This window comes from Kribbella sp. NPDC058245 (assembly GCF_042882005.1).
Taxonomy (GTDB): domain Bacteria; phylum Actinomycetota; class Actinomycetes; order Propionibacteriales; family Kribbellaceae; genus Kribbella.
In genome coordinates, this window is the sequence record NZ_JBHVWY010000003.1 from 487,385 (window position 1) to 501,896 (window position 14,512).

The 14,512-nt window shown below is 68.8% G+C and carries 11 protein-coding genes; 3 read left to right on the forward strand and 8 right to left on the reverse strand.

The genetic code is table 11. The annotated features are described in order from the left end of the window. The first annotated feature begins 25 nt into the window (after positions 1–25). On the forward strand, positions 26–646 hold the full coding sequence (locus tag ACFVWG_RS08815) for a hypothetical protein (RefSeq protein WP_391542585.1): 621 nt from the start codon (positions 26–28) through the stop codon (positions 644–646). Here ACFVWG_RS08815 and ACFVWG_RS08820 read toward each other — a convergent pair. The 7 genes from ACFVWG_RS08820 to ACFVWG_RS08850 form a co-directional block, all read right to left on the reverse strand. Next, positions 643–2,121 carry an alpha/beta hydrolase gene (locus tag ACFVWG_RS08820; RefSeq protein WP_391542586.1) on the reverse strand — a complete coding sequence of 493 codons (1,479 nt, stop codon included), beginning with the start codon at positions 2,119–2,121 and terminating at the stop codon, positions 643–645. The genes ACFVWG_RS08815 and ACFVWG_RS08820 overlap by 4 nt on opposite strands. Positions 2,122–2,344: 223 nt before the next feature. Further along, a complete protein-coding gene (locus ACFVWG_RS08825; protein WP_391542689.1) occupies positions 2,345–3,328 on the reverse strand; it encodes a stage 0 sporulation family protein in 984 nt (327 codons plus the stop codon). A gap of 38 nt (positions 3,329–3,366) precedes the next feature. After that, positions 3,367–4,473, reverse strand: a complete 1,107-nt coding sequence (locus ACFVWG_RS08830; protein WP_391542587.1) for a DUF4190 domain-containing protein — start codon at positions 4,471–4,473, stop codon at positions 3,367–3,369. Positions 4,474–4,506: 33 nt separating this feature from the next. Further along, positions 4,507–5,175 (reverse strand): DUF4190 domain-containing protein, encoded by a 669-nt coding sequence (locus ACFVWG_RS08835; RefSeq protein WP_391542588.1) that lies wholly within the window; start codon positions 5,173–5,175, stop codon positions 4,507–4,509. Positions 5,176–5,290: 115 nt separating this feature from the next. Then, positions 5,291–6,460, reverse strand: a complete 1,170-nt coding sequence (locus ACFVWG_RS08840; protein WP_391542589.1) for a DNA polymerase III subunit delta' — start codon at positions 6,458–6,460, stop codon at positions 5,291–5,293. Beyond that, positions 6,457–8,445, reverse strand: a complete 1,989-nt coding sequence (gene tmk, locus ACFVWG_RS08845) for a dTMP kinase (protein WP_391542590.1) — start codon at positions 8,443–8,445, stop codon at positions 6,457–6,459. The genes ACFVWG_RS08840 and tmk overlap by 4 nt, the downstream gene beginning before the upstream one ends. Before the next feature lie 10 nt (positions 8,446–8,455). Beyond that, complete coding sequence (locus tag ACFVWG_RS08850) at positions 8,456–9,568, reverse strand: pyridoxal phosphate-dependent aminotransferase (RefSeq protein WP_391542591.1); 1,113 nt, start codon at positions 9,566–9,568, stop codon at positions 8,456–8,458. Between the two features lie 64 nt (positions 9,569–9,632). On the opposite strand from ACFVWG_RS08850, the gene ACFVWG_RS08855 reads away from it, so the two are divergent. Beyond that, complete coding sequence (locus ACFVWG_RS08855; protein WP_391542592.1) at positions 9,633–11,051, forward strand: PLP-dependent aminotransferase family protein; 1,419 nt, start codon at positions 9,633–9,635, stop codon at positions 11,049–11,051. 27 nt (positions 11,052–11,078) lie between these two features. Continuing rightward, positions 11,079–11,240 carry a hypothetical protein gene (locus tag ACFVWG_RS08860; protein WP_391542593.1) on the forward strand — a complete coding sequence of 54 codons (162 nt, stop codon included), beginning with the start codon at positions 11,079–11,081 and terminating at the stop codon, positions 11,238–11,240. A gap of 446 nt (positions 11,241–11,686) precedes the next feature. Here ACFVWG_RS08860 and ACFVWG_RS08865 read toward each other — a convergent pair whose 3' ends face one another. Beyond that, positions 11,687–14,461, reverse strand: a complete 2,775-nt coding sequence (locus ACFVWG_RS08865) for a glycoside hydrolase family 2 TIM barrel-domain containing protein (RefSeq protein ID WP_391542594.1) — start codon at positions 14,459–14,461, stop codon at positions 11,687–11,689. Between the last annotated feature and the right edge of the window lie 51 nt (positions 14,462–14,512).

The window sequence follows — 14,512 nt, forward strand, 5'->3', positions numbered from 1 at the left end:
GGGAGATACGGAAGGCGAGGTCGGGATGCTCACGCCCAGGCACCAGGCGCTGCTGATGACACTGGCGGGGATGACCGTCGGTGTTGCAGTCTTCGGCACCGTGCTGGCCATCAACGGCAACGGTGACGACGACCATCGCGCCACCGATGTCGTGACCAGTCAAACCCCATCGACCTCGACTCCCCGCGGCGACGGTCTGCAGGCCGAAAGCCTGCAGTACACGGCGCAGACCTTCGGCACCGATCGCGCGCCGGTCACCGCCGAGGTTCCCGCGACCTGGAGGGCCGGCCAGGACGGCGAGCGGCCGCGATTCCTGGACCCGACCGGCGTCTGGCAGATCCGGTTCGACACCCGGGGCAGCAGCAAGTCCCCGGAGCGCCAGGTGAGCGACCGTGAGCGCAGCATCAAGGAGCAGGATCTCAAGGTGCTGAGCCGCGACAACGGCACGCTCGTCTATACGTACGTCGACAGGGTCCGCGGGCCGCGGATGGGCCTGTCCCGCTGGATCTCCACCGACAACGGCGACAGCTCCGCCATCGAGATCACCGTCGGCGGCCGCCCGCAGGACGAGGCCGCCCTGAGCGCCGTCCTGGAGCGCGCCACCAAGTCGCTCCAGCTACCGGATTCGAGCAGCCGACCTAATTAACACTTGATGTCGGCGGTCGGTGCCAGGCCCTGCAGCAGGTAGGTCTCCACCGCGCCGTCGACGCAGGGGTTGCCCGCCTTGTAGCCGGTGTGGCCGTCACCGTCCCGCGTGATCAGTACGCCGCTCTCCAGCTCCCCCGCGAGCCCGACTGCCCAGTCGTACGGCGTGGCCGGGTCCCGCGTCGTACCGACCACGACGATCGGCTTCGCGCCGGCCGCCTTGATCGCGTGCGGCTTGTCCTCCGGCTTGACCGGCCAGTTCGCGCAGGCGAGCGAGCCCCAGAGCAGGAACGAGCCGAACCGCGGTGAGGCCGCCTTGTACTTCGCCTCTTGGCTCTTGGCCTGCGCGACCGAGGTGATATCCGGGCGATCCACGCAGTTCACCGCGTAGATGACCTCGTTCTGGTTGTTCTCGTAGCCGGAGCTCGTGCGCTCGGTGTACTGATCGGCGAGCGCCAGCAGGCGGGCGCCCTTGCCGTCGAGACCGTCGACCACCGCGTCCTCGAGCCGCGGCCACAGCTCCTGCGAGTAGAGCGGGTAGATGACGCCCAGTACGACGATCGCCTGCGTGACCTTGCGGTCCCCGTCGCCCGGCAGCGGGGTCGCGTCGCTGTCATTGATCAGCTTGTCGACCTTGGCCAGGACCTCGTCCTTGCTGCTGCCCAGCCGGCACTGCCGCTGCGCACAGTCCTCGGCGAACGCGTCCAGCGCGGTGTCGAAGCCCTTCGCCTGCGCGATGTTGTTCTCCTCCGACGACTTCGCCGGGTCCACCGCGCCGTCGAGCACGACGCGGCCGACGTTCTTCGGGAACAGCTCGGCGTACGTCGCACCGAGGAAGGTGCCGTACGACATGCCCAGGTAGTTCAGCTGGGCGTCGCCGACGATGCCCCGCAGTACGTCGATGTCGCGGGCAGCGTCCTTGGTCCCGACGTGCGGCAGCAGCTCACCGGAACGCTGCTCACACCCGTCGGCCAGGGTCTTGGCCTCATCGTTCAGCTCGGTGATCTCGGCTTCGTTGTCCGGGCTGCCGTCGGCCGCGATGAACTTGTCCAGCTGCTCGGTGTCCAGACACTTCACCGGCGTCGACTGGCCGACACCGCGCGGGTCCCAACCGATCACGTCGAACTTGCGCAGCAACGAGGACCCGAGCACGAACCCGGCCGACGCGGCGAACTCGACACCCGACCCACCCGGTCCACCCGGGTTGATGAACAGCGTGCCGATCCGGCCGACGCGGTCGCGGGCCAGCACCTTGCGGGCGCGCAGCTCGATCGTCTTGCCGGCCGGCTTGCTGTAGTCCAGCGGCACCTTGATCGTCGCGCACTGCTGGTTGCTGCCACAGCGCTCCCAGGTCGGCTGCTGGTTGTAGAACTGCTCCAGCCCCGCCGGAATCGGCCCAGCCGGCCCCTTCGGCGTACTGCCACCGGTGCTCGACCCACTGGGCCCGCCGTCGGCATCCTGGGCCCGACTTGCCACGCCACATCCACTGAGCAGTACCGCGAGAGCGGCCACGATCGCCAGCGCGCTGTGTCGGTTCTGGTTCGAGCGATTGCGGCGTCCAGGTGCGTGCATCGCAAGGGAGAGGGGAGGCCTCGATGCGGTGTTCATCGTGGCCTTCACTCTCCCGCCGCGAGGTGCGTGCCTGGGCGTCGCAAGCGCCGAAGCAGAGCCGACACAGCGCGCTTGGTCTTGCGGGGTTTCACTGCTCGGGGTCTCCCTCTTCGTGGTTCAGGCGGCGCCGGCGTCTGGGCTTGCGTGCTCGCCGTTCCTCGGGTGTCTCCGCGACCGGCTCTGGCTCAGCTTCCGGTTCCCGGACAGCGGGTGTCGGAAGCTCGACCGGTACGGCGTCCGGAGTCGTCGTACTGGAGGCTTCGTACTGCTGGCGCGGTGAGCACACATCCGCGCGGCTGCAGGCACAGCGCCGGCCGGAAGCCGCCAGCCGGACCACGACGGTGTCGCTCGGCACGTTGTGCCCTACCACCACTCCATCACCCGCGGGGGTCTCCACGGAGGTCCCGACGGCCGGGGCCTTGGCGTTGTACTCCTGGTAGAGCGGGTGCTCGTACTTGAGGCAGCACATCAGCCGCCCACAGGCACCGGAGATCTTCAGCGGGTTCAGCGGCAGGTCCTGGTCCTTCGCCATCCGCACGCTGACCGGCTCGAAGTCCTTCAGGAACGTCGCGCAGCACAGGTCCCGACCGCACGGCCCTATCCCGCCCTGCAGCCGGGCCTCGTCCCGCGCACCGACCTGGCGGAGCTCGATCCGCGCCCGCAACCCGCGGGCCAGATCCCGTACGAGCTCGCGGAAATCCACGCGATGCGGTGCGGAGAAGTACACGATCACCAACTGGTCGACATCGGCGCGACGATCGACGAAATCGATCCCGACCACCTTCATCGGCAGGTCGTGCTGGCGGATCAGTTTCTTGGCGATCACCCGCGCGTCGGCCCGGCGCTGCCGGTTCTGCTCATCGCGATCCAGGTCCGCCGTACCGGCGATGCCGTCACACAGCGGCAGCCCGCCGATCTCCTCAGTGACGAACTGCGGCGCCCACACGCACTCCGCGACCTCGGGCCCGTCGTCGGTCGGGACCAGCACCTTGTCCCCGACCCGCGGTCGATGCGGGCCGGGATCCAGGTAATACAGCCGCCCGTAGCGCTCGAACGACACCGCCATCACCATGCCCACGCCGTCAGAGTACTTGCCGCGGCGTCAGACCATCAGCGTTTGGTGCCTTTCACCGAGCCGATCAACCGCTCGTCGTCGGGCGCGTAGGCGGCGCAGACGACCAGGCGGTCGTCGTCCTCCCACAGCTCCTGGTCCGGCGTCCACCAGCCGAAGCCCAGCTCGGAGGCGTCGGCGGACTTGCCGACGTACTTGCCGAACTCCGCGGCGCAGCGGTCCTTGCCGGTCCGGTCGATCGCCCGATCACCCGGCCAGGGACCATCGGGAAGGGTGACGTTGGAGACGATCTCGCCGTCGTGCGCGTCCGCGCAGTCGACCCGATCCACCTCGTCGTCGCTCTCGTCGCCGTTGAAACACTCACCGACCGCCAGGTCATCGACGTACGTCCCGTAGTACGAGGACGTCGGAGTCGCGGACGGGTACGGCGAACCGTAGTCGCTGTTGTTGTCGGCCCACACGCCGAGTGCGATGAACGCGATGATCAGCACCACGTAGCCGATGGTGATCAGGGCACCGGAGATGATCCCGGTGATCGCCAGCCCCTTGCCCTCCTCGTGCGGGCGTCGCTTGAGCTGCACCAGCGCCGCGATCCCGAGCCCGACCCCGAACGGCGCCGAGAACCCGGTCGCGAGTCCACCGAGGCCACAGGCCAGCGACGCGATCGCCAACGAGTTCGTCTTGGTACCGCCCTGCCCCGGATACCCGTACCCGTAGGCGGCCGGATACCCCGGCTGCCCATAAGGCGGCGCGCCCGGCCCGTACGGCGGCTGTCCGCCGCCCGGCCCGTACACCGGCTGCCCCGGTTGCTGCCCGTACGGCGGCTGCGCGGGCTGCTGCCCGTAGGTCGGCTGGACCGGCGGCTGGCCGTAGGCCGGCTGCGCCGGAGTCTGCCCGTACGGCGTTTGGCCGCTCGGCTGGCCGTATGGCGACTGCCCAGGCGTGGACCCCGGCGCCACCCATCCCGACTGAGCGGGAAGCGGCTGGGTGGGGACCGGCTGGGTGGGGATGTGCTGGGTCGGCTCCGACGCGGGGAGGGGCTGAGTGGCGTCCTCGGGCGCGTCATCCGGGCGTGCGTAGGTCGGGAAGGACCTTGGCGTGTCCTGTGGCCGGCCCTGGTCCGGACCGTTCGGTGGTTGACTCACGACTTCCCCCAGATGATTCCCCCGCGCATCGAGCTACCGCTGCGCTCCGCGCATGCTACCGCTCAACCGGGTCCCGGGCATCCCGACCAGGCACAACACGTTGCCGTCAGCAACAGCACGATCTTCCAGGACGACGTAGTACATGTCCAGGTCCGACTGCTCGTACGGCTTCCCGATGAACGCCCCGAACGCGGTCGTGCACTCCCGGGTCGCGATCGTCTGGGTCTCCTCGGTGGACCGGCCGGTCAGCTCGGCGCGCACCTTCGCGTAGGCCTCACCGCTGTGTTCGGTCCGGCAGTTCGCGATCCGCGCCATCCGCAGCGTGTCCGCCTCCAGGTCCGCGTCGAAACAGCGCCCGACCTCGACCTGCGCGATCGGCACCGTCCGGCCGATCCCGTCCCGCAGTTGCCCGTACAGCCCGAGCGCGACCGCCACCCCCGTGACGATCCCCCAACACAGGCAGACGGCCAGAGCGCCGTACGCGAATCGCTTCCCGCGCCCGCCGGTGCGCTTGATCCGCCGCAGCGCGATCCCCGCCAGCACCACGGCCACCGGAACCAGACCGGGCAGACTCGTCACCAGCGCCGCTACGGCATACCGATCCTGCCGCTGCTGCGCCGGTGTCGGGACACCGGTCAGCCACGACTCAGCCGACGGCAGCGACGGCCGCGCAGGCTGCATCGGGGTGGGCGGCTGGGTCATGGGGGTCAGGGTCCGTTCGGGCGATTCGGCCGAGCATCTGCTTAGCTCGGACACCCGGACATCGCGCCGACCGGCACCGGTGTTACACCGGCTGTCCAGTCATCGGACCGCCGTCTTAGCCCTCGAACAAGCCGATCGTCATCGCCTCGAGCGCGAGCAGCGGCGCCACGTTCGTCTCGATCGCCTCCCGGCAAGCGGTGATCGCGCCCAGTCGCCGTACCGTCGACTCCGGCGTCGTCCGCGCGCCCAGCGCCTCGATCTGCCGGGTCAGCTCGGCGTTGATCAGCTCGGTGCCGGCCTTGGTCTGGAGCACCAGCACATCGCGGTAGAGCGCCATCAGATCAACCAGTGACCGGTCGAGTACGTCGCGTTCCCAGCGCTTGGCGCGCGCCTTCTGCTGGTCCTCGAGCTCCTTCAGCGCGGCGTTGGCCTCGCGCGGCTTGGCACCCTTGGTGCCGACGCCGAGCGCCTGCTCCAGCGCGGCGCGCTCCTTCTCGTCGACCTTCTCCGCGCTCGCCTTGGCCTCTTCCTTGGCCGCCTCGACCAGCTGCTGCGCAGCCTTCAGGCACGCCCCGAGATCGCGCAGCGCGAACGGCACCTCAAGCACCTTCGACCGCCGCGCCCGAACCTCTTCGTCCCGCGCCAGCGCCCGGGCTCGCCCGATGTGCCCTTGCGCGGCCCGCGCCGCGAACCCGGCCAGGTCCGCGTCGATCCCAAGCTTGGCCATCAACATCTGCGCCACCGCGTTCACTGGCGGAGTCCGCAGTACCAGCAACCGGCACCGCGACCGAATCGTCGGTACGACGTCCTCGACCGTCGGCGCGCACAACACCCACACCGTGCGCGGCGCAGGCTCCTCGATGCTCTTCAGCAACGCGTCGGCCGCCTGCTCGGTCAGCCGGTCGGCGTCCTCGATCACCATGACCTGCCAGCGGCCCTGCGTCGGGCTCATCGCAGCCCGGCGAACCAGCTCACGGATCTCACTCACCCGGATCGACAGCAGCTCGGTACGAATCAGCGACACATCCGGATGCGCTCCGGTGAGCACCGTCTGGCAGTCCTTGCACTCACCACAGCCGTCCTGGTGACACTGCAACGCCGCCGCAAACGCGCGTCCCGCATTCGACCGCCCCGACCCAGGCGGCCCAGTGATCAGCCACGCATGCGTCATCCCGACCACCGCAGCCCCGGACTCACCCCGCACCGCCGCCGAAGCCCCGCTCACAGCCTTCTGCAGTACGGCGACCGCCGGCTCCTGACCCACCAGATCATCCCAAACCCTCATACTGTGGTCACCTTCGGGAGCAGGGGTTGGAGGCGACCGCGGATCTGCTTCGCGATCTCCTCGCGGTCCTGGGTGGCGTCGATGACCAGGTAGTGCTGGGGTTCGGCGGCGGCCAGCTCCAGGAACGCGTTCCGCACGCGCTCGTGGAAGTCGGCCGACTGAGCCTCGATCCGGTCCCGCTCGGTGAACCGGCCGAGGCCGTTCTTCGGCGGCAGGTCGAGGATCACGGTCAGGTTCGGCCGGAGGTCATCGGTGGCCCAGCGGTTCACCCGCTCGACGTCCGACACCTCGAGATCGCGCCCCGAGCCCTGGTAGGCGAGTGCGGAATCGACGTACCGGTCGGTGATCACGACCGCGCCCGACTTGAGCGCCGGCTTGATCACCGAGTCCACGTGCTCGGCCTTGTCGGCCGCGTAGATCAACGCTTCGGCGCGATGCGAGATGTCGCCGGTCGCGGGATCGAGGATGATCCTCCGCAGCTCTTGCCCGAGGTCGGTCGCGCCCGGCTCGCGGGTCAGCAGCACCTGCTGGCCCTGCTCCTGCAGCCACTCGACGAGCAACGCGGACTGCGTCGACTTCCCCGCACCCTCACCGCCCTCCAGCGCGATGAACAGCCCGGTCGTCGGGTAGATCCCCGGCGTCTTGCCGAAGCTGCGCCGCAGGTCGCGCCAGAACGGTACGCCGGGTCGGTCGTCCATCTGCCGCCACGCCAGCAAGCCGATCACGCCGGCGACGACCGCCGCGATCAGCATCGTCATCGAGGCACCGTTGTAGGTCACCGAATGCCCGGAGATCGCGTAGGTGTGCCGCCCGATCGCACCCGCCACGAACGGCGCGATCGCCAACGTGACCGCGAGCACCGTGCGCACAGCGGACTGCACGAACGCGAACGTCCGGCCGCGCACCGCGTCCGGCACCTCGAGCCCGAGCAGCGTGTACCCGGAAACCCAGGACGCGCCGGCGTTGAAGCCGAGCAGGATCGCGATCATCGTGGCGATCTCGATCTGCTGGATCAGCGCGAGCCCGGCCAGGCAGATCCCCGATCCGACCAGCCCGGCCGCGAACAACCGCCGCCGGGACAGGCCGGAGAAGATCCGCGGCGCGAACCCCATCCCGAGCGCGAGACCACCGAAGACCGCGCCGAACAGAACGCCGTACCCGGGGTCTCCGGCGTGCAGGTCCTCGACATACGTGCGGCCGAGGCCGATCACCACCGCGCCGGCCGCGAAGGCGCCGGAGATCCCGACCACGAGACCGCGGATGACCGGCGTACCGGTGACGTAGGACCAGCCCTCGACCATGGTCCGCCACAGCGTGGGGTGTTCCTCGTGGTCGTGGACCGCGCGACCGATCTCGCGGATGGAGATGATCGCGAAACCGGAGACCGCGAAGGTCGCGGCGTTCACGTAGACCGCGAGGTCGATCGCGAAGTCTCCCGCCCAGCGGCTGACCAGCGTGATCGCGGTGAAGATCGCCGCGGCCGGCAGGGCCGTCCCGTACGTCGTGATCAGGCTGAGCTGGTTGGCCGCCTCGAGGCGGTGCCGGGGTACCAGGTTCGGGACGCTGGCGTCCTTGGCCGGACCCCAGATCAGGCTGACGATCTCGATCAGCACCGTGGCCACCAGCACCCAGGTCAGGGTGCCGACGATCGGGATGCTGACGAAGAACGCCGCCCGGATGAAGTCACCGAGGATCATCGTCGCGCGCCGGTCGAGCCGGTCCGCGACCCAGCCGGCCACCGGTCCCATCACGAGCGCGGGCAGCACCCGGAGGAACAGCACGCCACCGATGGCGAAGTTCGCCGCCTGGTAGTCGTCGCCGGCGAACGATTTCGCCATCGCGGTCAGCGCCAGCAGCCCGATCCAGTCGCCGAGGCTGGACAGCCCGAACGCGATCCACAGCCGCCGGAACGCCCGGATCCGCAGCACCGCGCGCACATCGTGCGCCGGTGCAGGGTCGGTCAGCGGGTCATATACCTCCGGCACGCCGCCAAGACTAGTCGGACGGATGGACAGCTTTGTGCAGAGCGGTGGTCAGGGCGTCGAGACCCGCCTTCAGCTCGACCGGCGGCGGGAACCCGAAACCGAGCCGGAACACCCGCGGCTCGTCCGTGAACCACTCGCCGTCGGCGACCCGGACGCTCAGTTCCGCGGCCGCCGCCTGGAAACGCTCCTTGGACAGCTGCGGGCGAAGCCGAACGCAGCAGAGCGCTCCGGCGTCAGGGCGGACCCACTCGACCAGCTCGGCATTGGCCCGCACCCATTCCTCGGCTGTCGCGACCGCGTCCGCCAGCCAAGGACGTCGTACGGCGAGGATCTCGTCCTGCAGCTCGAAGACCCGGACGGCCAGCGCCTCGGTCAGCGGCGAACCGCTCACGACCGTGTTGAACTTGGCGGCGATCAGTCGCTCGATCAGCTCTGGATCAGTACTGATCGCCCAGCCAGTGCGTAGTCCGGCCGCACCATGACACTTCGACAGCGATGCCACCGTCACCACCTTGTCCCCGAGCGTCAGAGCCGACTCTGCGATCGGGTCGTCGCCGTACGACGCGGTGCGGTAGGTGTCGTCGATCATCAGGTACCCATCCGGGCAAATGGCAGCCATGGCTTGGTAGATCTCGCGGAAGACAGCCAGCGGCACGGCGACACCGGACGGGTTCTGGGGACTCGCCAGACTGACCAGCTTGGTCTCAGACGTCAGCTGGGCAATGACATCCGCCGCAGCGACCTGGTAGCCGGTATCGAAGGTCAGCGGGACCACTCTGACGTCCGCACCGACCGCATGGCAGACGTTGCGCGCTGCTGGGAAGAGTGGAGCCGTCGTAACCACCTGACCGCCGTTGTCGGCGAGCAGGAACGCCAGCAGGAAGATCGCATGCTGGCCACCGATCGTGACGACCACCTGGTCGGCCTCGACGCCATGTGCGGCAGCAATCGCGGCTCGCAGCTTGGGATCGCCGTACGAGGTGCCATAGCCGAGCTCCAGCTCCGCGAGCTCCGGCGTCAGCAGGTCGGCGAGGCGCAGCTCCGGGCCGTAGCTCTCACCGAGGTCGTACTGCGGGTGGGTGTCGGACAGGGTCTGGATGGGGTTGCGCACGAAGTTCGCCATGTCTTTCATCGTCTGGGCTGCGGGCTGGCCGTCCCAGAGCCAATCCGGCACAATTGGTTCGCCGATGAGACCAATCGAACTGTGCGACCGTCTCGGCCGGTGGTCCTCCGGCCGAGGGCCCCTGTATGTGCTGCTCGCGTCCCGGATGCGTCAGCTCATCGACGACGGCGAACTACCCGCCGGAGCACTCCTCCCGCCCGACCGCACCCTGGCCGAGGCACTGGCAGTCGGCCGCACCACAGTGGTCGCCGCCTACGACCTGCTGCGTTCGGAGGGCCGCATCACCCGCCGCCAGGGCAGTGGAACGCGGGTCGCCGGTACGCCGGTCGCATCTGACGACCTACCGGCTGACCCGATCTTCCTAGGCTCACTCGAGACCCGCGACGACGGCGTACTGCTCGCTATCTGCGCAGCACCTGGTGAACCACCACCCGAGCTGGCTGAGGCGTACGCGCGGATCATCCCCGAGCTCACCGCGATCAGTGGTGACATCGGCTACTACCCCTACGGACACCTGTCCCTCCGTACGGCGATCGCCGCGCGCTACACCCAGTACGGCGTACCGACCGTGGCTGACCAGGTGATCGTCACCAACGGCGGTCAGCAGGCACTGTCGTTGCTCGCGCATGCGCTGGTGTCACCCGGCGATCAGGTGCTGTCAGAGGCACCGACGTTCCCGGGGGCGCTGGAGGTGTTCCGGGAGCAGGGCGCAGTGCTGCGCGGACTGCCGGTGGGGTTGGACGGCTTCGAGGCGGCGGTCCGGGAGCGGCGTCCTGCGTTGGCGTACGTGATTCCGACGTACCACAACCCGACTGGCTCAGTGCTGCCCCGACTCGACCGTCAACGCCTCGCACGCGCCGCCGCTGCGGCCGACGTACCGCTGATCGAGGACGAGGTCCCGGCGGACCTAGGCTTCCCCGGCCAGGACCGGCCGACCCCGATGGCGGCGTACGGGCCGTCAGTCATCTCCATCGGCTCACTCAGCAAGAGCATCTGGGGCGGCCTCCGCATCGGCTGGATCCGCGCCGCGGCCCCCTTCATCACCCGCCTGGCCCGCCTCCGCGCCGTCCACGACCTAGGCGGCAACGTCCCCGCCCAACTAGCCGCCACCCACCTAGTGCCGTTACTCGACACCCTGAACGTAGGCGCCACCCTGGCTGCCCGCCACACCCACCTGACCGGCCTGCTGGCTCAGCACCTCCCCACCTGGCACTACCCCAAGGTGGACGGCGGCCAAGTCCTCTGGATCCGCCTCCCCACCGGCGACGGCAACTCCTTCGCCCAAACCGCCCTCCGCCACGGCATAGCCGTCCTCCCCGGCGCCGGCCTGGACCTCACCGGCAACAGCAACCACCACATCCGCCTCCACTTCCACACCCCCGAACCAACCCTCACCGAGTCAGTAACCCGCCTAACCACCGCCTGGCACGCCTACCGCCCACCAGCCACCCACACCCCCACCCGCCCAGCAATAGCCATCTGAAACCGACCACCGCCTTAGCCTGAAGGCATGAACGACGCCGACGCCCAAGCCCGCATCCGGGCAGACCTGATCCGCCGCGGCCGTCTCATCCCGGCAACCGACTCGGCACCCCTGGATCTCCCTCCAGGCGACCCATCAGCCGACGACTCGACCGAACACATCTCCGCCCTCCGCGAGGAACGCCTCTAACCCAACCCATCTCATGGGTTACCCCATGAGCTTGTGGGTTCTGGACCCGCATGAGGGTCCAGAACACACAATCCGATGGGTGGACCCACCAGCTGGGGGTTGCAGGCGGGCGCGCGGCTGGCGGCGTAGCGACGGACGGGTAGTGGTCGGCCGGCGCGAGACACCGCAAGCGCGAGCGGGGTGGGAGCGAACCCCTCCACACCTACCACCACCCGCTCGTCGGTACACACTGCGCAGCCGCCGCCGGGCGAACCCTCCAACTCGGGGGGATATCCCCTGAGCTGGAGGGTTGCCCATTGAAAATCTCAGGGGGCAACCCTCCAACTCGGTGGGCATCCCCTCAACTGGAGGGTTGCCACCTCGGTCGGAGGGTTGCGGGCGTGACTTGGGGGTTGCCCGTTGAGGTGGAGGGCTGCGGGCGCCGTGGGGAGGGCGCCCGGTGGGGGTTACTGGGTGAAGCGGAGGGTGAGGGTGGCTGGGGCGGTGTGGAGTTTGTCTCGGTCGGGGAGGGCTGGGCCGCAGGCGGCGGTGCCTACGCCGGTTTGGGCGATGTCCAGCGTGACGTACGTCGTGTCGCGGGGTTTGAGGTCGGCGTTGTGGGTGGCCGACTCGAGGTCGTGGGTGGTCCAGTCGCGGACGGTGAGACCGAAGAGGTTGCCGACGGCATCGATTCGGAGACCGTCGAGCGTTGCCCAGCGGGTGTCGATGCGGTGACCGTTCTCTTGCGGACGCACGTACGGCGTCTGCAGGCCGGCGACCGTGGACGTGTACCGACCAACCGCGGCAGCCGCTCGGGTGTCGACGTACGCCTCGTTCGGGCCGGTGCCGAACCACTCGACGCGCTCGACCTTCGGTACCTCGAAGGTGATCGCCAACCGCGGGAGCACCTTCGGGAACTGCCCCTCCGGTACGACGTTCAGCTCGAGCTGCACACCGCCGTCGACAGCGAAAAACCGCCAGGTGCTCCGCAAACCCCATTGCAGCGCAGGCGGCGCCGTACGGGTGACGACCTCCCAAGCGCCTTCGTGCTCACCAGCAGACACGACCCGGTGCTGTACCCGGTGCAGCCCCTCCTCGCGCCAAGCGTCAACCACACCAGGCTGTACGTCGTTGTCGATCGGCGCGCGCCACACCTCGAGCCGCGCATCCTTCACCAGGCCGAAGGCGATCCCACCGACACCAGCCACCACCCCAGCCGCAGCCGTGGACACGGCTCCATCGGTTGCTTGGCTGCCGGCCCCGGCAACCGGGTCGTCAAGTCGGACCTGGCCCCAGGCGACGCGGTGACCGGCATCCGCCCAGGAGGTAGACGCCCCCAGCTCGGCCGAGATCGTCACCCAGGTTTCGGACTGGGAGGCATCAAAGGAAGGGAGGTCGAGCGTCAGCGTCTCGCCGGGAGCGATCGGCGGGACTGCAATCACCTCCGACGACACCTGCTCACCTTCGACCTCGACCACCACGCGGAAGGTCAGGTGCGAGGTGTCGAGCACCTCGTAGTGGTTGGTGACCGTCACCCCACCCTTGCCGTCGGCAACGATTCGCAGCGGCTCGATCACCTTCGCGAACTCGAGCATGCCCGGCGACGGCGTCCGGTCCGGGAACAACAGTCCGTCGCAGACGAAGTTGCCGTCATGGATCGTCTCGCCGAAGTCACCGCCGTACGCGTAGACCTCGCGCCCGTCGATCGTCGTCCGCAGCCCGTGGTCGATGAACTCCCAGATGAATCCACCCTGGCACCGCGGGTACTTCTCGAACACCTCGCGGTAGTCGAGCAGCCCACCCGGCCCGTTGCCCATCGCGTGCCCGTACTCACACAGGATGAACGGCAACCCCCGATACGAAGAGGTATCCGCGCCGATCTCCGCACACCCCGCCGGATCCGTGTACATCCGCGAGTAGATGTCGACGAACTCCGCCTCGGTGTCGCGCTCGTAGTGCACCGGCCGCGACGGGTCGAGCTCCTTCGCCGCGTCGTACATCGCCTTGAGGTTCTCGCCCATCCCGCACTCGTTGCCGAGCGACCAGATCACGATCGACGGGTGGTTCTTGTCGCGGGCGATCATCCGCTGCATCCGGGTGACCAGGTCGTCGCGCCAGCGCGGGTCCATCACCGGGTTCGGCAGGTTCGGCGGCTGCGGCTCGTACCCGAACCCGTGCGTCTCGAGGTCGCACTCGTCCACCACGTACAGCCCGTACTCGTCGCACAGCGACAGGAAGTGCGGGTGCGGCGGGTAGTGGCTCGTGCGGACCGAGTTCATCCCCGCCCGCTTCATGATCAGTACGTCGTCCAGCATGTCCTGCTCGGTCAGCGTCCGACCGCGGTCCGGGTGGAACTCGTGCCGGTTGGCCCCGTTGAACAGCACCCGATTCCCGTTCACCGTGAACACACCGTCCACGATCGCGATCGTCCGGAACCCGATCCGCAGCCGAACCTCACCACCGTCGGTCCGCAGCACCCCGTCGTACAGGCGCGGGCTCTCCGCACTCCACGGCTCCACCGGAGCAGTCACTGAGGTCCCAGTCGCGACAGAAAGACCCAACTCCGGTACGACGACAGTCCCGGCCACGTCGGCGTCCACACGCAGCGTCCCGACCCCGTCGGCGTACGACGAGTGCACGAAGACGTCAGAAGCAGCGCCCGGTCGCAGCGCCAGCAGGTTGACCTCCCGGAAGATCCCGGACAGCCACCACATGTCCTGATCCTCGAGGTACGAACCCGCCGACCACTGATGCACCCGTACGGCGATCTGTGCCTCGGATCCCGGTGTCACCAGCGAGGTCAGGTCGAACTCACTCGGCAGCCGCGACCCGGACGACCAGCCGACGAACGAGCCGTTCGCCCACACCGCGAACCGCGAGTCCACGCCCTCGAACCGCAGCACGATCCGCGAACCGGCGAAGTCCGAGGGGACAGCCACAGTCCGCACGTAGTCGCCGGTCGGGTTGTCCGTCGGCACGTACGGCGGCTCGAGCGGGAACGGGTAGACGATGTTCGTGTACGCCGGAGCGCCGTACCCGTTCAGCTGCCAGTGACCGGGTACCGCGAGGGTGTCCCAGCCGGACGTGTCCGGGTCCTTCAGGTCGTCGGGCGCCTCCGCCACACTCGGCGACAGCCGGAAGCTCCAGTCGCCGCTGAGCGGGACACGCACGGTGTCGTCATCCAGCCAGGCGCGTGCCGGCAACACATTCTGACCGGGGGCAAAGTCCTCGACATAGGTCACAGGTCATGAGCCTAAGCCCACACCTGCGCACAAATCCACACTCGTCAACAA

Bases quoted from the DNA above. Each gene is read 5' to 3' on its own strand.
- ACFVWG_RS08815 (WP_391542585.1), top strand. From the start codon at position 26: ATGCTCACGCCCAGGCACCAGGCGCTGCTGATGACACTGGCGGGGATG.
- ACFVWG_RS08825 (WP_391542689.1), bottom strand. From the start codon at position 3,328: ATGGTGATGGCGGTGTCGTTCGAGCGCTACGGGCGGCTGTATTACCTG.
- ACFVWG_RS08835 (WP_391542588.1), bottom strand. From the start codon at position 5,175: ATGACCCAGCCGCCCACCCCGATGCAGCCTGCGCGGCCGTCGCTGCCG.
- ACFVWG_RS08840 (WP_391542589.1), bottom strand. From the start codon at position 6,460: ATGAGGGTTTGGGATGATCTGGTGGGTCAGGAGCCGGCGGTCGCCGTA.
- ACFVWG_RS08850 (WP_391542591.1), bottom strand. From the start codon at position 9,568: ATGGCGAACTTCGTGCGCAACCCCATCCAGACCCTGTCCGACACCCAC.
- ACFVWG_RS08855 (WP_391542592.1), top strand. From the start codon at position 9,633: ATGAGACCAATCGAACTGTGCGACCGTCTCGGCCGGTGGTCCTCCGGC.
- ACFVWG_RS08860 (WP_391542593.1), top strand. From the start codon at position 11,079: ATGAACGACGCCGACGCCCAAGCCCGCATCCGGGCAGACCTGATCCGC.